Consider the following 23,397-nt stretch of genomic DNA (forward strand, 5'->3'; position numbering starts at 1 on the left):
GTAATGTATCGCAGCAGGAATCGTCTTGACCGTCACGCGCTCAGGCCCCCGAACAAAGTCGGCATGTCGAGCGGCCGGAAGCCGTAATGCGACAGCCAGCGCACATCGGCATCGAAGAAGGCGCGCAGATCCGGCATGCCGTATTTCAGCATGGCGATGCGGTCGATGCCCATGCCCCAGGCAAAGCCCTGATATTCATCGGGATCGAGCCCGCCAGCGCGCAGAACGTTGGGGTGCACCATGCCGCAGCCAAGGATCTCCATCCAGTCGGAGCCTTCGCCGAAGCGCACCTCGCCTGGCCGCGAGCGGTCGCACTGGATATCGACCTCGAGGCTTGGCTCGGTGAACGGGAAGAAGGACGGCCGGAAGCGCATCTTGACCGACGGCACCTCGAAGAAGGCCTTGCAGAACTCTTCCAGCACCCACTTCATGTTGGCGACGTTGGCCGATTTGTCGATCACCAGCCCTTCGACCTGATGGAACATCGGCGAGTGGGTGGCGTCGGAATCCTGCCGGTAGGTCTTGCCCGGAATGACGATGCGGATCGGCGGCTTCTGCTTCTCCATGGTGCGGATCTGCACCGGCGAGGTGTGGGTGCGCAGAAGCTTGCGCTCGCCCTTCTCGTCCGGCTGGAAGAAGAAGGTGTCATGCATCTCGCGCGCCGGATGGCCTTCCGGGAAATTCAGCGCGGTGAAATTGTAATAGTCGGTCTCGATGTCGGGCCCTTCGGCGATGGCGAAGCCGAGATCGCCGAAGATCGCCGCGATCTCGTCGATGACCTGGCTGATCGGATGAATGCGGCCGCGCTCGGCCGGCGACTGCCGCACCGGCAGCGTCACGTCGACCTTCTCCGCGGCGAGGCGGGCAGTGATGGCAACATCCCTGAGTTCCGCCTTGCGCGCGGTGAGCGCATCGGTGACGCGGTTCTTGAGGCCGTTGATGGCGGGGCCTTTGACCTGGCGCTCCTCGGCGCTCATCGAGCCGAGCGTCTTCAGCATTTCCGAGATCGACCCCTTCTTGCCAAGGGCTGCCACGCGCACGGCTTCTATCGACGCTTCGTCGGACGCCGATGCGATGTCGGCGAGCAGCGAAGCTTCCAGGCTTTCAAGATTTCCAGCGGTGGCGTTCACGGCGAAACTCTCTCGATCGGGCAACCCACCATCACCGGGCGTGTCACCAATTTGGTTACATCAGGCATAAGAAAAACCCGCGCCAGCCGTGCCAGCGCGGGTTCCCCAAATCAGAATTTCGAATGCTTGGGAAGCGCTGGTCTTAGGCGACAGCGCTTTCAAAAGCATTCGGGGTGGTGTTCTTGAGGTACTCAAGAGCAACCTTGGCCTTGGCCACGAGCGCGGCGAAAGCCTGCGGCTCGTGGATGGCCATATCCGACAGGATCTTGCGATCGATCTCGATGCCAGCCTTGTTGAGGCCGTCGATGAAACGGCCATAGGTCAGGCCGTGCTCGTGCGTCGCGGCGTTGATGCGCTGGATCCACAGCGCGCGGAACGAGCGCTTGCGGTTCTTGCGGTCGCGATAGGCGTATTGCAGCGACTTTTCCACCGCCTGCTTGGCGATGCGGATGGTGTTCTTGCGGCGGCCGTAGAAGCCTTTCGCGGCTTTCAGGACCTTCTTGTGCTTGGCGTGCGAGGTGACGCCTCTTTTTACGCGTGCCATGTCATGATCTCCTTAAAAGCAATTCCAGGAAAAGTGCCTTGCGGTTTTCCGTTCGGAATTGCGTAAAACAAATTCGTGTTCGGCCGAATGCTCAGAGGCCGTTCGGCAGAAAATTCTTGATGACCTTCTTGCCGTCCGGTTCAGCCAGAACCATCGTGCCGCGGGCATTTCGAATGAACTTGTTGGAACGCTTGATCATGCCGTGACGCTTGCCGGCCGCAGCCGACAGGACTTTACCCGTACCGGTGATCTTGAACCGCTTTTTGGCGGCCGATTTGGTCTTCATCTTGGGCATTTTGCTACTCCGTATTGTGGCGCACCATCGCGCTTCTTGTTCGCTTCGGGCCGACCAAAGCCCGAAAAGCAAATGAAACCGCCACGGCATGCCCTGCCGGGCGGTTTTCTTGGAACGGCGGTCCTATACGTCAAAGCAGGCGACTGTGCAACACCCACCGCGCCGCGCGTTTCCCCGAACGCCGGGATGCGGCGCCCGGTCCTTCTTCAAGGGAGCGTAAACAACACCGGCAGCATACCCGACTGCTGGGCGCCGTCGATCAGTTCGAAGGCCGGCAGCGCGATGAGGAAGACCAGGCCGTCGAGAAGCGTGGTCAACAGCAGGCGCGGCTTGAAGCTGCCGGTGTCGCCTTCCTGGTAGAGGGAAAGCTTCGGAAAGAATCGCGGCACTCTTGCCAGATAGGCCTGATAGGGCTCGCCGAGCGTTTCCTTAAGGAATTTCTCCTCGCGCAGGATGACGATATGGAAGGCGCCCGCACACAGGACAGCGAACAGAATGATGCCGGAGAACGAGCCGATCTGCGCGCCGACGCCGGCCGCGGCCACAGTCGAGAACACATAGAGCGGGTTGCGGGTGATCGAATAAGGCCCGCCCGTCACAACTTCGGAAGATTTGCGCCCACCTATGTAGAGCGTCGACCAAAGGCGACCGCAGATACCTAGGAAAATCAGCAGCACGCCGAACATCTCGATCGTTTCATGCATCGCCGTATCAGGCGGAAAGCTCGATTGCCCGAACAGCAGGGCTGCGAACAGCACCACCACAAGCACGGCAAGCACCAGCCTGCGCGTGCGCTGGTAGCCACCCAGCCCGTATTTGAGTTTTTTGTCCAAGGGAGGAATCCGATCGTCGAGAGCTTAGCCGGCGACCGCAGCTATGGCCGAGAAATGGGCGTCCCGCCGATCGCCGGGACGCCCTGTAGCACAATTCAGGCGGAATTGGAGCGCGTCGGTCGCGCTAACCTTATCGTGATCTAGCGCGGCGCCAGCACCATCATCATCTGGCGGCCTTCGAGCTTCGGCTCCGCCTCGACCTTGGCGATGGTAGCCACTTCCTCACGCACCTTGTTCAGAAGCTGCATGCCAAGCTCCATATGCGCCATCTCGCGGCCACGGAAGCGCAATGTCAGCTTGACCTTATCGCCTTCCTCGAAGAAGCGGCGCACCGCCTTCATCTTGGTCTCGTAGTCGTGGCTGTCGATGTTCGGGCGCATCTTGATCTCCTTGATCTCGATGACCTTCTGGTTCTTGCGCGCCTCGGCCGCCTTCTTCTGGTTGGCGTATTTCAACTTGCCGAGATCGAGGATTTTTACGACGGGCGGCTGCGCGTTGGGCGATATCTCGACGAGATCGAGCCCTGCCTCTTCGGCGAGCAGCAATGCGTCGTTGATGGAAACATCGCCACGGTTCTGGCCTTCGGCGTCGATAAGCTGGACCCGGGGAACCCGGATGTCACGATTGGAGCGCGGCCCATCCTTGGTCGGCGCCGCTGCTTTGAAAGGTCTGCGAATGGTCGTGGTCTCCTTGGCCGTTTCGTTCTGGATTTGCAGGTGTTGATATGTGGACGCGCCAATGTGGTGAGCGCGCGGGCGGAGTCAATAGCACAGCATTGACAGAAAATCACCTGATCGCTGCCTGCGGCAAACAAAGAAAGATCGCGAGCACTTTTCGCCACACCACTGGCTGTGTCACAAGACCCTGCGCCGAAAGTCGGCGTGAGGAAAAAGCCATGACTGCCCCTGTCTTTCTGGATGTCGACGGATCGAGCATCGCGGTGCGCCATATTGCGGGCGCGACGCCTGGCGTCGTCTGGCTCGGCGGCTACAAGTCGGACATGCTGGGCACGAAGGCTGAAGCGCTTTCGGACTGGGCGGCAAAAGAAGGCCGCGCCTTCCTGCGCCATGACTATTCCGGACACGGCGAATCCGGCGGCGCCTTTGCCGACGGCACGATCTCGAAATGGCTTTCGCAAAGCCTGGCCGTGTTCCGGCATTTCACCAGCGGCAGCCAGATCCTGGTCGGCTCGTCGATGGGCGCCTGGATCGCCCTGCGCATGGTGCAGGAATTGCGCAAGGCAGGCGACGCAAGCGTCGTCGGTCTGGTGCTTCTAGCACCGGCGCCGGATTTTACCGCAGAACTGGTCGAACCGGTGCTGACCAAAGCGCAGAAGCGCGACCTTGCCAAAAAAGACTTCTTCGAGGAGCCGTCGGACTATTCCACCGAGCCCTACATCTACACGCGCGCGCTGATCGAGGATGGGCGCGACAACCTGGTCATGACAGGCCCGCTCGACACGCACTGCCCCGTACACGTCTTGCAGGGCCTGGCCGATCGGGACGTGCCGTCGAGCCATGCGCTGAGGCTGGTCAGCCTGCTGCCGGCCGACGATGTCACGCTGTCGCTGATCCCGGACGGCGACCACCGGCTGTCGCGGCCGCAGGATCTCGATATGCTGGTGCGGGCGGTCGGCGACATGGCCGCGCGGGGCAAGTGACGATGCGCCTTTCCATCCCGATCTCAGCCTTCGTCGCGGCCATCGTCGGCTTCGGCGGCACGCTGGCCATCGTCATTGCCGCCGCCCACGCGGTCGAGGCCACGCAAATTCAGACCGCGAGTTGGGTGACCACGATCTGCCTGGCCATGGCGGTCGAAAGCCTGTGGCTGTCCTGGCGAACGAAAATGCCCATCATCACCGCATGGTCGACGCCGGGCCTGGCGCTGATGGCGGCGTCGAGCGGTTTTTCGATCGGCGAGGCCGTCGCCGCCTTCATCGTCACCGGCATTCTTTTGGTCGCCACCGGGCTGTTCCGGCCGCTGACGAAACTGATCTCGGGGATACCGCCCTCGGTCGCTTCAGGAATGCTGGCCGGCATTGTCGTCACCTTCGCGCTCAATGCGGTCAAAACTGTTCCCGCCGATCCCTGGCTGATCCTGCCGTTGATCGCCGCCTTCTTCGTCATCCGCCTGTTCAATCCGGCGCTGTCGGTGCTGGCAGTGCTGGTCGGCGGCGGTCTCGCCGCGTTTCTCACCGGCCGCGTCGGCGGTTTGCCCACTCCTGAACTGTCGACGCTCACTCTGATCGCGCCTGTGTTCACCGCCAAGGCGATAATCGGCCTGGCAGTACCGCTCTACCTGGTCACCATGGCTTCGCAGAACCTGTCGGGCCTCGCCGTGCTGCGCGCCGCCGGCTACCATCCGGAACCCGGTCCGCTGATCGGCATCACCGGCCTGTTTTCGCTGCTTTCGGCGCCGTTCGGCGGCTCGACCACCAATCTGGCGGCAATTTCGGCGGCTATCTGCACCGGGCCCGACGTTCATCCAGACCCAACGGAGCGCTGGAAGACAGGGCCGTTCTATGCCCTTGCCTATCTGATCTTCGCGATTTTCGGCGCCTCCCTGGTGGCGATCTTCGCCGTCCTGCCGCAGAGCCTCATCGTGCTGGTTGCGGGTCTTGCGCTGATGGCCTCGCTGGCCAACGCGCTGGCGATCGCGCTCAAGGACGAAAGCGAGCGCATGGCCGCCACCGTCACTTTTGTCGTCACCGCCTCCGGGCTGACCTTGTTCGGCGTCGGCGCCGCATTCTGGGGACTGATTGCCGGGCTGGTCGTGCTTTTCCTCGATATGCTCAAAAAGCGATAATCATTTCAGCAGCTTGTCCGGTTTTAGCCGACATTGTCTTGAATCGCCGTTTTTGCCTTCCCATTTCGATTCCACGCAGCCGGTCCTGGCTGTCTCCAACCGAAGGAATGGGAGAAAATGAACACATCTGCATTGATCCGCCCGGCCTGGACGCCGGCAACCATCGCGTTGATGGTGATCGGCTTCATGGTGTTCTGGCCGCTCGGCTTCGCCATGCTCGCCTACATCATCTGGGGCGACCGGCTCGAGGGCTTCAAGCGTGACGTCAACCGCGCGACCGACGGCATCTTCGCCGGCTGCCGCCGCGGTTCCGACAAAGCCGCGCGCTGGGGCCACGGCTCCGCCCGGACCGGCAACGTCGCGTTTGACGACTGGCGCGAAAAGGAGCTTGAACGCCTGGCCGAGGAACGCCGCAAGCTCGACGACATGTTGACCGAGTTCGACGACTACGCCCGCGAATTGCGTCGCGCCAAGGACCAGGACGAGTTCGATCGCTTCATGGCGAACCGCAACAAGTCGACCGCTCCGGCAAAGAGCGACCCGAGCACAGGCACGACCCCCACCAAGCGTGGCAAAGGCTCGAACCTGCTTGACGACTGAGGCTGAGCGACAGGCCCGATCGTGAAAAAACGGCGTCGCGCGAGCGGCGCCGTTTCTTTTTTGTTCTATTCGTTTTTCTCGAATCGCGTATCGTCCGGCCATGACCCTCGGATTCTTCCGCAATCTGACGAAGCCCAAGCCCACGCCTGTCGTGGAGCGAGAATACTGCGTTGCCGGCCGCACGCTGCCGCTCAAGATCGTCGAGAGCGCCAGGGCGCGGCGTCTGACGCTGCGCATCGATTCCAGCGGCCAGGGCCTGCGTATCACCGTGCCGCCGGGCCTGCGCCGCGGCGAGGTGGAGCGGTTCCTCGATCGTCATCAGGACTGGCTGGAGCAGCGGCTGGCCAAGGTGCCGACACGGCCGCAGGTACGGCCAGGCATCAAGATACCAATCCGCGGCGTGCCGCACCGCATCGTCCATGAGCCGTCAAGGCGCGGCACCGTCACCGTGTCGCGCGACGAACGCGGCCCGCTGCTGATCGTGCATGGCGAGCGCATCCACCTGCCGCGCCGCATCGCCGATTTTTTGAAGCGCGAGGCCAAGAAGGAGATCGAGAAGCTGGTGGCCAGGCACACCGAAGCGCTTGGCAAGCGCGCCAAGGCGATCCGCTACAAGGATACGTCCAGCCGCTGGGGCTCGTGCACCTCCGAAGGCAATTTGTCCTTTTCCTGGCGCATCATGATGGCGCCGCCGCCCGTCATCAACTACCTCGTCGCGCATGAAGTAGCGCATCTGAAAGAGATGAACCACGGCCCGAAATTCTGGAAATTGTGCGAAAAGCTCTGCCCCGACACCGACCGCTGCAAGGACTGGCTGAAGCGCAATGGCGGGGCCTTGCAGGCGATCGTTTTCGAGTAGCGCAATGAAGCGTCGTACGGCGCCAGAAAATAAGCTTTTCCGCGGTGATGCTTCACACCTCCGGTCCCGCCAGCGTCTACGTTCTCACTGGGCGCACGAACTCAATCGTCATTCGCGGCGTTCAACTCTTCAGGCCGCAGCCCCTCTTCGCTATGATGCGGCCACGGTAAAAAATTCCGATCGAAGGCGTCGGTGTCGAAATAATCGAGCGCCCGATGCGCCTCGGCGCCGTTGAAGGCGGCCTTGTCCATCAAATGCGCGATCACCTCGCGCGCCTGCGCGATCTTCTGCCTGAGTTCGGCAACGGTTCTGTCAGTCATGATGTTCTCCCGCCTTGCATGCTTTCCCATGATAGGTAGCGCCTTTGGCCCTGCCGGCAAACAACATGCTTTTTCTCGACTCTGCCTCGATTTCATGTCAATTCCCGCGCCATGGCACTCGACGTCAAAATCTGCGGCTTGAAGACCGACCAGGCAATGGCCGCGGCGCTGGCCGGCGGCGCCAGCCATGTCGGCTTCATTTTCTTTGCCAAGAGCCCGCGTTACATCGAACCGGCTGCAGCCGGGCGGTTGCGCGAAGCGGCGCGCGGCAAGGCTTTGGCGGTTGCCGTTACCGTCGACGCCAACGACACCTTCCTGGACGACATCATCGACAGCATGCGCCCGGACATGCTGCAGCTGCACGGCTCGGAAACGCCCGAACGGGTGGCCGAACTGAAAGCCCGCTATGACCTGCCGGTCATGAAGGCGCTGCCGCTCAGCGAAGCCGCCGATCTCGAGCGCATCAAACCGTTCGTCGGGGTCGCGGACCGGTTCCTGTTCGACGCCAAGCCGCCGAAGGGCTCCGAGTTGCCGGGCGGCAATGGCGTTGCGTTCGACTGGCGCATCCTGACCGGCCTTGACGCCGGGCTCGATTACATGCTTTCCGGTGGGCTCAACGCCGCCAATATCGGCGATGCCCTTCGGCTTGCCAGCCCGCCCGGAATAGATATTTCCTCAGGCGTGGAAAGCGCGCCGGGCGTCAAGGATCCGGCGCTGATCGAGCAGTTTTTCCGGGCCGTCAAGGCAGTGCGAGACGACCGCGCCGCCTGACCGCCTCAAACCCGAGCATGTCCCGGAAAAAGTGGAAACCGGTTTTCGACAGGACATGCTCAAGAAAATCGAGATGCCAGGAGATCGGCGATGAACAAGCCGGCGACACCCAATTCCTTCCGCACCGGACCCGACGAACAGGGCATGTTTGGCATTTTCGGCGGTCGTTTCGTGGCCGAAACGCTGATGCCGCTGATCCTCGACCTCGAACGGCACTGGAACGAGGTCAAGAACGATCCGGATTTCAGGGCCGAGCTCACCGATCTTTCGACCCATTATGCGGGGCGGCCGTCGAAGCTTTATTTCGCCGAAGGACTGACTAGGCATCTTCGTGAGGTTTCCTTGGCGAAGGGCATCGGGGGCGGCGCAAAGGTTTATTTCAAGCGCGAGGACCTGAACCATACCGGTTCGCACAAGATCAACAATTGCCTCGGCCAGATCCTGCTGGCCAAGCGCATGGGCAAGACGCGCATCATCGCCGAGACCGGGGCCGGCCAGCACGGCGTGGCGTCGGCCACCGTCGCGGCCCGTTTCGGCTTTCCCTGCGTCGTCTACATGGGTGCCACGGACGTTGCCCGCCAAAGCCCCAATGTCTTCCGCATGAAACTGCTCGGCGCCGAAGTGCGGCCGGTGACCGCTGGCCACGGCACGCTGAAGGACGCCATGAACGAGGCGCTGCGCGACTGGGTGACCAATGTCGAGGACACTTATTACCTGATCGGCACCGCCGCCGGCCCGCACCCCTATCCGGAGCTGGTGCGCGACTTCCAGTCGGTGATCGGTTCGGAGGCGCGCGCTCAGATCCTCGAGCAGGAAGGCCGGTTGCCCGACACCATCATCGCCGCCGTCGGCGGCGGCTCCAATGCCATCGGCCTGTTCCATCCGTTCCTCGACGACAAGGATGTCCGCATCATCGGCATCGAGGCTGGCGGGCGTGGCCTCGACGGCATCGAGCACTGCGCCTCGATGAACGCCGGCGCGCCGGGGGTGCTGCATGGCAACCGCACCTATCTCCTGCAAAATGCCGACGGCCAGATCATGGACGGCCATTCGATCTCGGCCGGCCTCGATTACCCCGGCGTCGGCCCGGAGCATTCCTGGCTGCGCGACTCTGGCCGCGTCGAATATGTGCCGATCCTCGACGACGAGGCGCTGGAGGCCTTCAAGCTGACCACACGCGTCGAAGGCATCATCCCGGCGCTCGAATCGGCGCACGCCATCGCACATGCGGTGAAGATCGTGCCCGCCATGGACAAGGACCAGATCGTCATCGTCAACCTGTCCGGCCGCGGCGACAAGGACGTGCATACGGTGGCTTCGATGCTGGGCATGGAGATCTGATCATGGTGACCCGCATCGATCGCCGCATGGCAAAGCTCAAGAACGAAGGCCGCCCGGCGCTCGTCACCTATTTCATGGGCGGCGACCCGGACTATCAGACCTCGCTGTCGATCATGAAGGCGCTGCCAATGGCCGGCGCGGACATCATCGAACTCGGCATGCCGTTCTCCGATCCGATGGCCGATGGCCCGGCGATCCAGGCCGCGGGCTTGCGGGCGCTTAGAGGCGGCCAGACGCTGGTCAAGACGCTCAAGATGGCGGCTGACTTCCGCACCGGCGACAATGAGACGCCGATCGTTTTGATGGGCTACTACAATCCCATCTACATCTACGGCGTCGACCGCTTTCTCAAGGACGCACTGGCCAGCGGCATAGACGGGCTGATCGTCGTCGACCTGCCGCCTGAGATGGACGAGGAACTGTGCATCCCGGCGCTGAAAGCCGGCATTAACTTCATCCGGCTGGCGACACCGACCACCGACGACAAGCGCCTGCCCAAGGTGCTGCAGAACACGTCCGGCTTCGTCTATTACGTGTCGATGACCGGCATCACCGGTTCCGCGCTGGCCGACACCGGCAAGGTGGCTGCGGCGGTCAAGCGCATCAAGGGCCATACCGATCTGCCGGTCTGCGTCGGCTTCGGCGTCAAGACCGCCGAACAGGCGCGCGTCATCGGCGCCAATGCCGACGGTGTCGTCGTCGGCACCGCGATCGTCAATGCGGTCGCCAATGTGCTGGGGCCGAAGGGTGAAAAGACCGCCGACCCGGCCGAGGCCGTCGCCACGCTTGTCAGCGGCCTCGCGCAGGGCGTGCGCTCGGCCCGCCTTGCTGCCGCCGAATAGTTTTCCTACCTCAGATTTTGTGCACGTCGCCATCCCGGGCGGCATGCGCTGGATCGGTTTGCCGTTTCACGGAAACGCCGAACCGCTCTATCTTTTTGTTTTATCGCAATTCCGGACGGAAAACCGGTTCACACTTTTCCTGGAATTGCTCTAACTCTTCGTCAGGACAGGAGCCGAAGCGATGAACTGGATCACCAACTACGTTCGCCCGAAGATCAATTCGATGCTCGGCCGGCGCACCGACATGCCCGAGAACCTGTGGATCAAGGATCCCGAGACCGGGGAGATGGTGTTCCACAAGGATCTGGAATCCAACCAGTTCGTCATCCCGTCTTCGGGCCATCACATGAAGATCTCGGCCAAGGAGCGGCTGAAATACTTCCTCGACGACGGCAAGTACGAACAGCTCGAAAATCCCAAGGTCATGCTGGACCCGCTGAAATTCCGCGACGAGAAGCGCTACACCGACCGGTTGAAGGACGCCAAGGCCAAGACCGGCCTGGAAGATGCCATCGTCAACGCGCTGGGCACCGTAGAAGGCCTGCCGGTGGTGGTGACGGTTCAGGATTTTGCCTTCATGGGCGGTTCGCTCGGCATGGCCGCGGGCGACGCCATCGTTCATGCCTTCGAGGTGGCCGTGCAGCGCAAGCGGCCGCTGATCCTGTTTGCCGCTTCCGGCGGCGCGCGCATGCAGGAAGGCATCCTGTCGCTGATGCAATTGCCGCGCACCACGGTCGGCGTCGACCGGCTGAAGGAAGCCGGCCTTCCCTACATCGTCGTGCTGACCAATCCCACCACCGGCGGCGTCACTGCCTCCTACGCCATGCTGGGCGACGTGCACATCGCCGAGCCAGGCGCGCTGATCGGCTTCGCCGGACCGCGCGTCATCGAGCAGACCATCCGGGAAAAACTGCCGGACGGCTTCCAGCGCTCCGAATATCTGATGGAGCACGGCATGGTCGACATGGTGGTGTCGCGACTGGAGATGCGCCGGACCATCGCGCGGCTCTTGAAGATGCTGCTCAAGATGCCGGAAGAGCACAAGCCCCTGGAGCCGGAAATCCTGCCGCCGGCGGTGGTCGCGACGGAAGCACGGCCGCAGGCCTGACGCGACACTCTTTGCCGCGAACCGCGATTGCGCGCGATCCATCGCGCGCTTAGGACTCTTACATGACCACGCTTGCCGCCGACCGTGAAATCGAAGCGCTGATGGCGCTTCACCCGAAAGGCTTCGATCTTTCGCTCGACCGCATTTCACGGCTGCTGGAGCGGCTGGGCAATCCTCAGGACTTGCTGCCGCCGGTGATCCATATCGCCGGCACCAACGGCAAGGGCTCTTGCGCCGCCTTCTCGCGGGCGCTTCTGGAAGCGTCCGGCCGGCTCGTGCACGTGCACACCTCGCCGCATCTGGTCAGCTGGCACGAGCGCTACCGGCTGGCGGCCGATGGCGGCGGCAGGCTGGTCGAGGACGATATCTTCGCCGAGGCCATCGCCCGCGTCGCCAAGGCCAATGGCGGCGAGAAGATCACCGTTTTCGAGATCCTCACCGCCGTCACCTTCATCCTGTTTTCGGAGCATCCGGCCGATGCCGCCATCGTCGAGGTCGGCCTCGGCGGCCGCTTCGACGCCACCAATGTCATCGCCAGGCCGGCTGTCTCGGTGATCATGCCGGTGTCGATGGACCACGAAGCCTATCTCGGCGACCGCGTCGAACTGATCGCCGCCGAGAAGGCCGGCATCATCAAGCGCGGCTGCCCGGTGGTCATCGGCGCGCAGGAAACCGAGGCGGCGCAGCAGGTGCTGATCGAAACCGCCGAGCGGCTCGGCTGCCCGACCCTGGTCTATGGACAGGATTTCCTCGCCTTCGAGGAGAACGGCCGCATGGTCTATCAGGACGATGATGGCTTGATGGATCTGCCGCCGCCGCGGCTGCCCGGGCGCCACCAGTTCGCCAACGCGGCCGCCGCGATCGCCGCCGTCAAGGCAGCCGGCTTCGAGATCAGCCACCGTGCCGCCGAGAAGGCGATGACCACTGTCGCCTGGCCGGGGCGGATGCAGAAGCTGTCGCAAGGCAGGCTGACGGAACTGGCGCCCAAGGGCGCCGACATCTGGCTCGACGGCGGCCACAATCCGGGCGCCGGCGTGGTCGTCGCCGAGGCGCTGGCCGAACAGGAAGAGAAGAACCCCAGGCCGCTTTTTCTCATCTCCGGCATGATCAACACCAAGGACCAGAGCGGCTATTTCCGCGCCTTCAATGGCCTCGCCCGGCACGTCTATACGGTGCCGGTGAGCCTGAGCGACGCCAGCGTGCCGAACGACGAACTGGCGGCCCGTGCCACCGAGGCCGGGCTGACGGCCGAGCCGGTGAGTTCCGTCGCCAGCGCGCTGATGTTGCTGCGCGACACCTGGGACGGCCCGCCGCCGCGCATCCTGATCGGCGGTTCGCTCTATCTGGCTGGAGCGGTGTTGGCGGAGAACGGCACGCCGCCGACGTGACATGGCGATAATCGGAAATCTATCCTACATGCCGCCGGAAAACGATCTCGGCTTGGGAAACCGTCATGGCAAGACGCTTCGCGTGAATCCGTTTCAACGCTAGAAATCCCACGGTGAGATCAGGTCGAGGTTGGCGGTGGCAAAGTCGTTGAGGTTGCGCATCGCCAGCCGACCACCATTTACACGCACGATCGCGGCGATCATGCCATCGGGAGCCGACATTCCACGGCCCAGGCGGCTGGCGGTTCCCATGATCTCCCCGTAAACCAGCGCAGCCTCTTCCGTCAGCCCAAAAATCCGGCCGGCGAAGCGACGGCGCCATTGAGAAAGCCCCTGCTCCAGGCGATCCGCACGCTCATCAGGTCGGATTTTGTGAATGCCGAAAGCGATTTCAGCAATCGTCACCGTGGGAAGGGCCAATTCAGCATCGTTGCGGACAAGCCAGGCCAGAACGGCTTCGTCCGGTGCCTTCTTGAGTGTCTCTGAAATCACATCGGTGTCGACGAAAATCAAAGCTCGGGTCCAGCATGAACCAGGCGGCCGTCGCGGATGATTTCCTTCAGATCGATATCGACGCCACAACTGGCCGTGAGGCGGGCGTAGAAGGTGGTGGCGGGCTCGCGTCCCGCCTCACGGATCTCGTACGATTCAAGCGCTCGCTCGACGACATCTGCTATCGAGCGATTTTCGCGACGAGCAAGTCTATGAGCCAGGTCGCGTGCTTTTGCGCTACGGACCGAGAGCTGAGGTTCGGCCATCTCAAACTCCGTTGTTGGAAGACATATGTACCGATTTCCGCTGCGGTATTCGAGGCGAACGCCGCTATTTCAGCTCGATCTCAATGAAGGCATATTCGCCGTCATTGGCGCTGATGACGTCGTGCTCGACGCCTTCCCTGCGGAAATAGGGCGCGCCTTTCTTCATTTCGGCGAAGGATTCGCCGTCCTTGGTCAGAAGCTTTACCTTGCCGTCCATCAGCGGCACGACAACATAGTCGTGGCCATGGCGGTGCCAGCCGGTGTTGTCGCCCGGCTGAAAGCGGTATTCCGTGACGATGACGCGCTCATTGTCGATGAAGACGGTGGCCTTGGCGGATCCGGTCATTTTTCCTCTCCCTACATCTGCTGCCAGCAGAAGACATGGAGGCCCCCGACGTCAGGGCCAGAGCGGAGGACCAATGACGCCAACAAAAAGCCCGGCGCGATCGGCCGGGCTTGATGTCAGGAATTTCGGATTGATCAGGCGAGATTGCCGTTGATCCAGTGCGACAGCGCGGTCTTGGGCGCGGCGCCAACCTTCACATCGGCTCTTTCGCCGCCCTTGAAGATCATCAGCGTCGGGATCGAGCGCACGCCGAATTCCGCTGCCAGTTCGGGATTCTCGTCGATGTTGAGCTTGGCGATCTTCACCTTGCTGCCGAGCTCATTGGCGATGTCTTCCAGCGCCGGCGCGATCATCTTGCAGGGACCGCACCATTCCGCCCAGAAATCCACCACGACCGGCTCCTTGGCGTCGAGCACAGCGGTCTGGAAATTGTTCTTGTCGACCTTGACGGTAGCCATGCGGAAATCCTTTCGAAATTTTTCGTCGCACCAAATGTGGTGGTTGCCGCGCCCTTCTTCAAGCAGTTCTTGTGTCACGCTCGCGTGAGTCGGGCAAGAGCGTCATCCATGGCCCGAGCCGGCAGTTCGATCAGCCGCGGCGCCTCCGTGAACAGCAAGGCCGCCGTGACTTCGCGGCCGGGATAGAGCGGCCGCAGCAAGGCGCGATAGAGCGCGAGCTGCAGCAGATAGGCGGGCGGAACCTCGCCCAGCGAGGCGGGCGCCGGCCGATTGGTCTTGTAATCGATGATGGATACGCGGTCCGGCGTCACCGCCAACCTGTCGATCTTGCCGGAAATCGAGCGTTTCGTGCCCTTGACGTCGAGGCTGCCCATGACCGCCACTTCGGCGCGCGAAGAGGGTCCGAAAAGCGGCGCGAAACGCGGATCGGCAAGGATCGCCATCACCGAGGCGACCGCCTTTTCGCACTCGCCGGCCGGCCATTGCGCGCCGGCGCGGGCGAGATAGCGTTCGGCTGCGCCCTGGCGTTCGTCTTGCGCCACGCCGGGCAGCATCTGCAGCAGTTTGTGCAGCGCCAGGCCTCGCATGACGGCGAAGCCGGGTTCGGCGTCGCCATCCAGCACTGGCGAGCCGGTGTCGATGACGCTTTCCTTGCCCTCGTCGATCAGGGCGGAGGCTCCGGATGGCGACAGCGGGCGCGGCAGGTCCTCGTATGGCGGCAGCGGCTTGAACAAGATTTCGGGCGGCGGCCCGAAGTCCCGCGTCTGCCTGGCTTCGCTCTCGGCGACCGGTGCAAACGGCGGCAATCCGGTCACCTGGAAGCGATGCACTGAGACGCCGCCGCCGGCCGGATGCGGATACTCGGCACTCTCCGGCGCCCCGACCAGGGCACGGCTGACGAGCGAATGCCAGGTGCCGGTGTTCGGCGCGCGCTTGCCGTGATAACCGCAGACGATCAGCCTGTCCTCGGCCCGGGTCATGCCGACATAGAGCAGCCGCCGATACTCGTCATCGGCGAGATCGCGCGCCCTTGCCGCGGCAGCCTTCGAAATGGCGTTGGCGACGTCGCTGGCCGAACGCCAGAGAAAGCCCTTGCCGCTCCAGTTCAGCCCGGAACCCTCGAACGGCATCAGGCGCGGCAGGTGCTGATCGCTGAACGGAGCCGAACCGCCATCGACCAGGAAGACGACAGGCGCCTCGAGCCCCTTGGCTGCATGCACGGTCATGACGCGGACCTCGTCGCGGGTCTGGTCCATCTCGCGCTTGATTTCTGGGCCGGCGCTCTCCAGCGTCGACAGGAAGGCTTCCAGCCCGGGCAAGCCGGTCCGCTCCTCGGCAAGGCAGAAACTCAGGAATTCGTCGAGAATGTCCCCGGCTTCCGGCCCGAGCCGCGCAACCATCTTGCGGCGCACGCCACCGCGTGCCAGCAGGCCGGCATAGAATTCGAACACCGGCTTGAAGACGGCCTCGTTGGCCCAGATGTCGAGTTGAGCGGCGACCGCCGCGAGCGCTTCGCTTTGGCTGGCATGCTGGCGCAGGGACTCGGCCAGCGACAGGCCGGATGGTCTTTGCGCGGCCAGTGTGAAAAGCATCTCTTCCGACAGATCGAAGATCGGGCTCCGCAGCACGGCGGCGAGCGACAGATCGTCCTGCGGCTGGATCAGGAAATGGCCGAGCGCGATCAGGTCCTTGACCGCGATGTGGCCGGGCAGGCTCAACCGGTCCGCGCCGGCGACCGGGATGTCACGACGTTTCAGGGCACGCGTCAGTGCATGAACGAAGCGATCGCGCTTGCGCACCAGCACCAGCACGTCGCCAGGGCGCAGCCTCTTGCCGCGGCCTTCGATGACCTCGCCATTGCCGATCCAGCCGGCAATGGTGGCGGCGACGTTTTCGGCAACCCGAACCGCCGGCGCGCGGGCATGGTCGACTGCCTGGGTCCAGTCGTCCGGCTCGTCGACGACATCGGCGCCGATGGATGGCCAGACCTCGACATAGCCCGGTGCATCGGTGCGTATCGCCTTGTGGCTCAGCGGGTCGGGGTCATGGCTGATGCCGCGCCGCACGACCGGATCGGCGAAGACACGGTCGACAGCGGCCAGAACATCGTCGGTCGAGCGGAACGACCAGGTGAGCTTCAGATCGGCGAAGGGCGCATCGGCGTCGCGCACCTTGCTTGCGAACAGGAGCCTGCTGTCGGCGAAGGAATCCGGCGCCGCTCCCTGGAAGGAATAGATCGACTGTTTTTCGTCACCGACAGCGAAGATCGTCCGATGCGCGGTGTCGCGGGCGCCGATGCCGGCGAAGAATTCCTCGGCCAGCCGCTTCACCACCTCCCACTGGTCGGGGCTGGTGTCCTGCGCCTCGTCGAGCAGGATGTGGTCGATGCCCTGGTCGAGCTTGTATTGCACCCACGGGCCGGCATCGGGCCTGGCCAGGAGACTGACGGTGCGGGTGATCAGGTCGTTGAAGTCGAGGAACCCGCGGCCACGCTTCAACTGCTCGTAGCGGGCGACCAGCCAGTCGGCCAGCGTCAGCGCGGCGCGCGTGCCCTCCAGCATTCGGAACAGGGCGAGCCGGTCGACCGCCTCGACGATTGCGGTGGTCGCCGAGAGATAGCGCTCCGCCAGGTCCGGCAGCCGGTCGAGCAGCGCCTTTTTGAATGCATTGGCTGGATCGTAGACGTCGCCGTCGGCCTTCAGGAAAGCCCGCGAAAGCAGCTGCAGGCGGCGCACGGGGTCGGTTTCCGCGAAAGCCAGGCGCGCATGAGGCAAGATGTTGTTGAGCACCGTCCTGGCGTCGGCGGCCTCCGCCGCCTGGGCGAAGCCGGCAAAATAATCCGGCAGGAAGCCGGGCAGCGGCCAGATGGCGGTCGCTATGCCTTCGGCGGTCTGGCCGGGGCGGAATTGGAATTCGTCGAACAGCGTCTGGAAGTTCGGGCCGCCTCGATCGATTTCACCGATGAAGGCGCCCAGTTCGTCGCGCTTGCGGACGATCTCACCCAGCAAAGCGTCGAGCCCGGCCTCGCCACCGCGCTCGAGCACGGCGGCGAAAGCTTCGGCGAGGTTCGGCCGATCCGCCGCGCTGCCCGAAATCATTTCACGGCGCGCGGCGGCGAACAACGATGCCTCCATCTGCGGGTCGAGCATCTCGAAATGCGCGGGGATGTTGGCTTCCAGCGGGAACTGGTGCAGCACCGATTCGCAGAAGGCATGAATGGTCTGGATCTTCAGGCCGCCGGGCGTTTCCAGCGCCTCGGCAAACAGGCGGCGGGCGCGGCGCATGGTTTCGCGGTCGGGCCGGCGGCCATCGAGCGCCTCGACCCTCACCGCCAGTTCGGCATCGCCGAGCGCGGTCCATTCCGACAGGGTCGAGAACACCCGGTTCGACATGTTGGCGGCGGCGGCACGCGTATAGGTCAGGCACAGTATCTTCGACGGATCGGTGCCGCGAAGCAGGAGGCGGATGACGCGCTGGGCCAGCACATGGGTCTTGCCGGACCCGGCATTGGCCGACACCCAGGCGGAATTCCTCGGATCCGAGGCGCTGGCCTGCCTGGAGGCGGTTTCGCCGGGGATGGGATAGGCTTTCTTCATGCCTCCCCTCCCTCGTCATCCGCATCGCCGCCCGCCGACCATTCGAGCACGCGGGCGAGATGGTCGTAGTTGCCGTCGGTCTCGCCTTCGCGGAACGGCAGTGCCCGCGACAGATAGCCGGCCGCCGGATCGGCATAGTGGATGAGCAATTTCTCCAGCCGCGCCCAGGCCTCCTCGGCGAGGTCCGTGGCGGTGCGTGGCTGCCGGTTGTATTCGAGGATCGATTCCTCGAAAACCTCGCCATTCGGCTTCAGCCTGACAAAAGCCAATTGCGAGGGCTCGCGCGCGCCGAGTTCCTGGAAAGCGCCGCGCCTGAGCAACGCGCCCTCCAGGGCCAGTTGCGGCGACAGCAGCGTGTGCGCCTGCGCCTTGGAAGGCGAGGAGCCGGTCTTGTAGTCCAATATGTCGGCCATGCCGCCATGGAGAAGATCGACCCGGTCGGCATAGCCCGACAGGGTGATCCCGGATTGGCCGACCACGGTCTTGGCCGCTCGCGCCTCGGCGTGGCGCCGGGCCACGGCCCCGGCGCGGCCGCGTTCCCATTCGATGATGCTGGCGGCGAGCTTTTCGAAACGCGGCCACCAGACCGCCTCGACATCGGCGGGAAGTGCTGCCTCGGCGAAGCAGGTTCGGCCGGCGGCGAGCAGGCCGGCCAGCGCATCGGGAGCACGCGGATCGGCCACGCTGCCCGAGAACAGATGCAGGATGGCGTGGAACAGCGTGCCGCGCTCGGCCGCACCCGGGTCGCGGATGACCGGGTCGAGCGGCAGCAGGCCGAGGATGCGCCTGGCATAGACGGCGTAGGGATCGCGACGCAGCGTCTCGATCTCGGTGACCGAGAAATGGGTTGGACGCAGCGCGACCGGCGGCTTCGGCTGCGGGCGCGGCGCGAAATCCCGCCGCGGGCCGGTATCGAGCGCGCGCGCCCAGGCGATGAGCTCGTCGCCGCGTTCGGCAAGCCTGGCTGCCTGGTCCTTGCCGATATAAGTGAGAATGCGCTGCAGCCAGCGCGAGGGCACGGCGGGCGCGTCACCGGCGCGTGCGGAGCGCGACAGCACCACCTTCGCCGCCCCCATGGCCATCTGGAAATCATGCGCGGCAAGCCCAATGCGCCGTTCGGGCGGCTCCAGGTCGATGCCGGTCTTCATCAGCCGCGACATGAAGCGGTCGCTTTCGGGTTTGCGCGGCCACACGCCTTCGTTCATGCCGCCGATGACCAACGTGTCGACATTCTGCAAGCGGGCTTCCAGCGCCCCCCAGATGGCAACGTTCCTGTCTGTGCCTTGCGCCGGCTTGACCGTCTCGGGCGCGATCAGCGCCGCCATGACATCTGGCCATTCGTCGGCGGCAAACGACAGCGGCACGGGCGCCGCGACCAGTCCGCGCAACAGCTCGGCCAGTTTCTCGCCGGCATCGCCGGCATAGAGCGCGCCAAGACCGCCATCGGCCGCACGGCCGAGATTTTCCAACACCACGACGCTGGCCCCGACCAGCGCGACAAGACCGGCGTCGGCCTGGCCGCGAAAGGCGGCAAGCGGCGCCAGCGCTTCGTTGAGACGTCCGAGCAAATTCCGCGCGCCTTCGATGGCGCGCACGGTCAGCCGGGCAAACCAGAAAGGCCGCCTGCTGTCGGCGCCGAGGTCAACCAGGCGGGCTTCGAACAGGTCCGGCAGCGACGCGATGTCGGGGCGGCCGGTGCCGCCGCGCAGCGCCACCAGCTCGATCAGTTCCGCCGCATGGCGAACGCTCGTTCGGTCCAGGCCAAGGGCAAGCAGGGGATGCTTGAGCAACGACAGCAGGCCGACGGGGTCACCGGGGCGGAACACCGCCTGCAACGCCAGCCCAAGCAGGCCGGCGGCGGGCGTGTTGGAAAGCGGCACACCGCCGGAATCGTCGGCGACGACGCCGAAGCGGGCGAGTTCGACCGAGACGCGGCGCGCCAGCGCCCGGTCGCCGGTAACGAGAGCCGCCCTTTGGCCGGGCTGCTCGACGGCGCGCTTGAGCGCAACGGCGATCGCCACGGCTTCATCGCGTTCGCTGGCCGCTTCCAGCAGGCTCACGCCGGAGAACGCCTGCTCGATGTCGGAGGGGGAAAAGCCGCTGCGCGTCTCGGCCCACAATTCGGTGGTCTCGGCCGGCCGCAGCGCTTCGCCGACGAGGGCGGCGCGAAGCGCGAGTTCATGTCCGGCCGCGCCGATCTCCTCGACATCGCCGCGCAGCACACCGATGGTGCCGATCAGCTTGGCGAGGCCGTATTGCGGATGGCCGAGCACGGCCGGACGTGCGCCCGGCGCCGTGATGGCCTGGAAAGACGGCTCATCCATCGTCCGGTCGAGGCCTGGCAGCACGATGGCTCCTCCCGCCAAGCGGGCGATTGCGGCCAGCAGCTCTGCCGTGGCGGGGATGGAGCCGGTGGAACCGGCGGCGATAACCGGCCCGGCGGGCGGATTGCGCCGCAGCCGCGCCGCTTCCAGCCGGATCAGGGCGCTGCGATGCGCGGCCGGGTTGGAGAGGTTCCGTTCCCCAAGGAATTTCGGCCAGGCTTCGGTGACGATGCCGAGGAAATCGAGCGTGACCTGCCACCATCCCGCGAGATTGCCGCTCACCAGATCGGCGAGCCGCGTCCAGTCCGTGCCTTCCGTCTCGATCTCATCCATAAGCCGGGCGAGATCGCGCGCCAGCCAGATCGCATCGGCGGCGGAGGCCGGAATGACGATCTCCTCGTCGAAAAGCGCCGCCACATGCGCCGGCAGCCGGCGTTTCCAGGCACGCACCAGCGGCGCCAGCAGCAACAGGCGTTCGGTTGCCGCGATCGGCGGCGCGAGGTCGATGGCGGCCGACGCTTCCGTCTCGAACGCGGCCTCGTCCTCATCGAACTCGCCGAGCGGCCGGATGACTGGCAGAATCGCCGAACCGCCGCCGCCCCTCGCCGACAGGCTGTCGACGAAGACGCCACGCAAGGCGCGCGCGGCGCGGCGCGTCGGCACATAGATGATGACATCGGCCAAAGCGAGCGGGTCGCCATCGAAGCGAAAGCCCGGAACAAGACGCCCGGCCAGCAGCGCCTCGGCAAGCGTCGGCAGAAACGGCGCACCGGGCGGAATGGAGAAAACGCGGCCCGGGCCGCTCATTGCAACTCGGCTAGCGCGTCGGCGACCGCCGCTTCCGCGCTGGCAATAGCGTCAGGCGTGCCGACGGTGATCCAATGGCCATGCATCGGCATGCCGGACAGCCGGCCGGCGGCGATCGCCTTGTCGAAGTAGGCGTTAAGCGAATGAGGTTCCGGCAGGGCACCCTTGAAGATGCGCGGATGGACGATCGCCGCCCCGGCATAGATCAGGCCCGCCGGATCGCCCTTGGAACGCCGCAGGGTGCCGTCCGGCGCCACCAGGAAATCGGTGCTGCCGCAGTGTCCGGTCGCCTGATGGAGATCCGCCAGCATCAGCAGAATATCCATTTTCGCGGCGTCCCATGCAAGGGCGAGACGGTTGAGATTGGGCGTTCCTTGGTCGATCCAGAAGGTGTCGGCGTTGAGGATGTAGAAGGGCTGTTGGCCGAGCTCCGGCAGCGCCTTGACGATGCCGCCGGCGGAATCGAGCAACCGCTCGCTCTCGTCCGAAATGACGATCCGCGGCGCATGGCGCGCGCCGAGATGGGCGACGATCTGTTCGGGAAGATAGTGCACGTTGACGACGGCCCTGCCGATGCCGGCCGCGGCGAGACTGTCGAGGCCCCAGTCGAGCAGCGTCTTGCCGGCGATCCTGACCAGCGGCTTGGGGATCGTGTCGGTGATCGGCCGCATGCGCTTGCCGAGCCCTGCGGCAAGCACTATCGCAGTTTTGGGCACGATCGCAGTTTTGGGCACGCTCGCTGCGTCCGGTATCGATGTCACGGCGTTTGCTCCTCCAGCAGACCGTGAGCGGTATAGAACTCGCGAAGGCCGGCCAAGGCAGGATGAGACAGCGCCCGGCGCAGATAGTCGCGGATACGCGGCAAGTGCTTCAGATAATAGGGCTTGCCGTCGCGTTTTTCGAGCCGGACGAAGATGCCGAGGATCTTGGAATTGCGCTGCGCCGCCATGATCGCATAGGCCTCGAGGAATGCCGCCTCGTCAAATGGGCCGGCCGCGTGGCGGGCGGCGACATAGGCATCGAGCGTGCGTTTCTCGATGCCTGGCGGGATGGTGACGCGCGCGTCCATGGCCAGCGAGGCCACGTCGTAAGCGGCGGGGCCGATCAACGCGTCCTGGATATCGACGATACCGAGCCGGTCATGGCCGGAGCGCTCAGCGCGCCAGATGATGTTCGGCGAATGAAAGTCACGCAGCATCAACGTGTATTGGCTGTCAGCGAGGCGGTCGAGAACCGCGTTCCACTCCTTGTGGTAGCCGACGCGCAAGGCATCGCCCGCCGGAGCGCCCGTCAGCATCGGCACGTACCAATCGACCAGCAGGTCCGCCTCGATCAGCATGGCGTCGCGGTCGAAGGGCGGCACATCGTGAAACAGGCCGGGCGCGGCCTCCATCCGGTGGGGCCAGGTCTTGCTATGCATCATGGCGAGCAGTTCGGCCGCCGCCTCATAGCGCCCGGCGACCGGCCTGCCATGCCCGTCCAGGAAACCTTCGGAGCCCAGATGTTCGAGCAGCAGGAATCCCTGGTCGAGATCCTGCGCATGGATTTCGGGAACGCTGACCCCGGCGGCGAGCAGCGCGCGGTCGATGGCGGCGAAGGCTGACACCGACTGGGCGGTGTGGGCGATGACGCCATAGGGCTTGCCGTCGCGCACCGGCGGGCCTAGCACCAGCCGCGGCGAGTTCATCAGCACCCTCGCGGCGTGGCCTGGAAGCGAGACAATTTCGTAGGAGCGGGCAGAGGCATCGCCGATGAAATGGCGGCGGCTGGCCTCGCCCCATCCAGCGCCTTCGAGGAAATCACGCATGGCGAGCGACCGCGCCACCCGATCGTAGGCAGCGCCTTGCCCGGACAGTCTCGCCAATCGGCCATCGCCATGCTGGACGAGTTCGATCAACACGGCGGTCCCAGGCAAATAACCCTCGGCCCGTTCCGGCCATTCGACAAGGGCCGCGCCTTGCGCCAACGCCTCGTCGAAGCCCAGTTCATCGAGCTCGGCTGCCGAGGACAGGCGGTAGAGGTCGAAATGATGGACCGGGATGCGCGTATCGTAGCTTTGCACAAGGGTGAAGGTAGGACTCGGCACGTCGAGACCGGCATCGTCGGCCAAGGCCCTGATCAGCGCCCGCGCCAGCGTCGATTTGCCCGCGCCGAGATCGCCCTTCAGCGCCAGGACGTCGCCGGCGCGCAACGCCAGCGCCAGATCCTCACCCAGCCGCGCTGTCTGTGTTTCGTCGGCGAGTAAACGCTCGAGCATCAATGCGGCCATCGA

General features: G+C 64.5%; 23 protein-coding genes. 9 read left to right on the forward strand and 14 right to left on the reverse strand.

Translation table 11 applies throughout. The annotated features are described in order from the left end of the window. Positions 1-32 precede the first annotated feature (32 nt). From pheS to infC, 5 genes are all read right to left on the reverse strand, one after another. Complete coding sequence (pheS, locus tag FJ973_RS00125) at positions 33-1,130, reverse strand: phenylalanine--tRNA ligase subunit alpha (RefSeq protein WP_140554550.1); 1,098 nt, start codon at positions 1,128-1,130, stop codon at positions 33-35. 142 nt (positions 1,131-1,272) lie between these two features. Further along, positions 1,273-1,674: a 50S ribosomal protein L20 gene (gene rplT, locus FJ973_RS00130; protein WP_006201247.1), complete on the reverse strand. Its 402-nt coding sequence runs from the start codon at positions 1,672-1,674 to the stop codon at positions 1,273-1,275. Between the two features lie 91 nt (positions 1,675-1,765). Beyond that, entirely contained in the window at positions 1,766-1,969 is a 204-nt protein-coding gene (rpmI, locus tag FJ973_RS00135; RefSeq protein ID WP_006201248.1) for a 50S ribosomal protein L35, read from the reverse strand. Positions 1,970-2,175: 206 nt separating this feature from the next. Next, entirely contained in the window at positions 2,176-2,802 is a 627-nt protein-coding gene (locus FJ973_RS00140) for an isoprenylcysteine carboxylmethyltransferase family protein (protein ID WP_140491138.1), read from the reverse strand. Positions 2,803-2,942: 140 nt separating this feature from the next. Beyond that, complete coding sequence (gene infC / locus FJ973_RS00145) at positions 2,943-3,479, reverse strand: translation initiation factor IF-3 (RefSeq protein WP_140491142.1); 537 nt, start codon at positions 3,477-3,479, stop codon at positions 2,943-2,945. 218 nt (positions 3,480-3,697) lie between these two features. On the opposite strand from infC, the gene FJ973_RS00150 reads away from it, so the two are divergent. From FJ973_RS00150 to FJ973_RS00165, 4 genes are all read left to right on the forward strand, one after another. After that, a complete protein-coding gene (locus tag FJ973_RS00150) occupies positions 3,698-4,462 on the forward strand; it encodes an alpha/beta hydrolase (RefSeq protein WP_140554551.1) in 765 nt (254 codons plus the stop codon). A 2-nt stretch (positions 4,463-4,464) separates the two neighbouring features. Then, on the forward strand, positions 4,465-5,607 hold the full coding sequence (locus FJ973_RS00155; RefSeq protein WP_140554552.1) for a benzoate/H(+) symporter BenE family transporter: 1,143 nt from the start codon (positions 4,465-4,467) through the stop codon (positions 5,605-5,607). Between the two features lie 117 nt (positions 5,608-5,724). Further along, entirely contained in the window at positions 5,725-6,207 is a 483-nt protein-coding gene (locus tag FJ973_RS00160) for a DUF2852 domain-containing protein (RefSeq protein WP_140491148.1), read from the forward strand. A 100-nt stretch (positions 6,208-6,307) separates the two neighbouring features. Next, positions 6,308-7,066, forward strand: coding sequence for a M48 family metallopeptidase (locus FJ973_RS00165; protein WP_140491150.1), 759 nt, complete (start codon positions 6,308-6,310; stop codon positions 7,064-7,066). A 101-nt stretch (positions 7,067-7,167) separates the two neighbouring features. On the opposite strand, the gene FJ973_RS00170 is transcribed toward FJ973_RS00165, so the two are convergent. Beyond that, positions 7,168-7,386 carry a hypothetical protein gene (locus FJ973_RS00170; protein ID WP_140491152.1) on the reverse strand — a complete coding sequence of 73 codons (219 nt, stop codon included), beginning with the start codon at positions 7,384-7,386 and terminating at the stop codon, positions 7,168-7,170. A gap of 111 nt (positions 7,387-7,497) precedes the next feature. Between FJ973_RS00170 and FJ973_RS00175 the strand changes: the two genes are divergently transcribed. The 5 genes from FJ973_RS00175 to FJ973_RS00195 all read left to right on the forward strand — a co-directional run bounded on the left by FJ973_RS00175 (position 7,498) and on the right by FJ973_RS00195 (position 12,836). Beyond that, entirely contained in the window at positions 7,498-8,157 is a 660-nt protein-coding gene (locus FJ973_RS00175; RefSeq protein WP_140554553.1) for a phosphoribosylanthranilate isomerase, read from the forward strand. A gap of 90 nt (positions 8,158-8,247) precedes the next feature. Then, positions 8,248-9,498: a tryptophan synthase subunit beta gene (gene trpB / locus FJ973_RS00180; protein ID WP_140554554.1), complete on the forward strand. Its 1,251-nt coding sequence runs from the start codon at positions 8,248-8,250 to the stop codon at positions 9,496-9,498. Positions 9,499-9,500: 2 nt separating this feature from the next. Beyond that, positions 9,501-10,340, forward strand: a complete 840-nt coding sequence (trpA, locus tag FJ973_RS00185; protein ID WP_140554555.1) for a tryptophan synthase subunit alpha — start codon at positions 9,501-9,503, stop codon at positions 10,338-10,340. Positions 10,341-10,521: 181 nt separating this feature from the next. Next, complete coding sequence (accD, locus tag FJ973_RS00190) at positions 10,522-11,448, forward strand: acetyl-CoA carboxylase, carboxyltransferase subunit beta (protein WP_140491161.1); 927 nt, start codon at positions 10,522-10,524, stop codon at positions 11,446-11,448. Between the two features lie 62 nt (positions 11,449-11,510). Then, positions 11,511-12,836 carry a folylpolyglutamate synthase/dihydrofolate synthase family protein gene (locus FJ973_RS00195; RefSeq protein ID WP_140554556.1) on the forward strand — a complete coding sequence of 442 codons (1,326 nt, stop codon included), beginning with the start codon at positions 11,511-11,513 and terminating at the stop codon, positions 12,834-12,836. A gap of 99 nt (positions 12,837-12,935) precedes the next feature. Here FJ973_RS00195 and FJ973_RS00200 read toward each other — a convergent pair whose 3' ends face one another. From FJ973_RS00200 to tsaE, 8 genes are all read right to left on the reverse strand, one after another. Continuing rightward, entirely contained in the window at positions 12,936-13,349 is a 414-nt protein-coding gene (locus FJ973_RS00200; RefSeq protein ID WP_140554557.1) for a type II toxin-antitoxin system VapC family toxin, read from the reverse strand. Further along, positions 13,346-13,594, reverse strand: coding sequence for a type II toxin-antitoxin system VapB family antitoxin (locus tag FJ973_RS00205; protein ID WP_140524091.1), 249 nt, complete (start codon positions 13,592-13,594; stop codon positions 13,346-13,348). The genes FJ973_RS00200 and FJ973_RS00205 overlap by 4 nt, the downstream gene beginning before the upstream one ends. A 64-nt stretch (positions 13,595-13,658) precedes the next feature. Next, positions 13,659-13,940, reverse strand: a complete 282-nt coding sequence (locus FJ973_RS00210; protein WP_140491165.1) for a cupin domain-containing protein — start codon at positions 13,938-13,940, stop codon at positions 13,659-13,661. A gap of 134 nt (positions 13,941-14,074) precedes the next feature. Then, positions 14,075-14,398 carry a thioredoxin gene (gene trxA, locus FJ973_RS00215; protein ID WP_140491167.1) on the reverse strand — a complete coding sequence of 108 codons (324 nt, stop codon included), beginning with the start codon at positions 14,396-14,398 and terminating at the stop codon, positions 14,075-14,077. A 74-nt stretch (positions 14,399-14,472) separates the two neighbouring features. Next, entirely contained in the window at positions 14,473-17,994 is a 3,522-nt protein-coding gene (gene addA, locus FJ973_RS00220; protein WP_140554558.1) for a double-strand break repair helicase AddA, read from the reverse strand. Beyond that, a complete protein-coding gene (addB, locus tag FJ973_RS00225; RefSeq protein WP_140554559.1) occupies positions 17,991-21,125 on the reverse strand; it encodes a double-strand break repair protein AddB in 3,135 nt (1,044 codons plus the stop codon). The genes addA and addB overlap by 4 nt, the downstream gene beginning before the upstream one ends. After that, complete coding sequence (locus FJ973_RS00230; RefSeq protein WP_281407016.1) at positions 21,122-21,886, reverse strand: nucleotidyltransferase family protein; 765 nt, start codon at positions 21,884-21,886, stop codon at positions 21,122-21,124. The genes addB and FJ973_RS00230 overlap by 4 nt, the downstream gene beginning before the upstream one ends. Then, entirely contained in the window at positions 21,883-23,394 is a 1,512-nt protein-coding gene (tsaE, locus tag FJ973_RS00235) for a tRNA (adenosine(37)-N6)-threonylcarbamoyltransferase complex ATPase subunit type 1 TsaE (protein WP_140554560.1), read from the reverse strand. The genes FJ973_RS00230 and tsaE overlap by 4 nt, the downstream gene beginning before the upstream one ends. Positions 23,395-23,397: the final 3 nt, after the last annotated feature.

Source organism: Mesorhizobium sp. B2-1-3 (assembly GCF_006442495.1).
Taxonomy (GTDB): Bacteria; Pseudomonadota; Alphaproteobacteria; order Rhizobiales; family Rhizobiaceae; genus Mesorhizobium.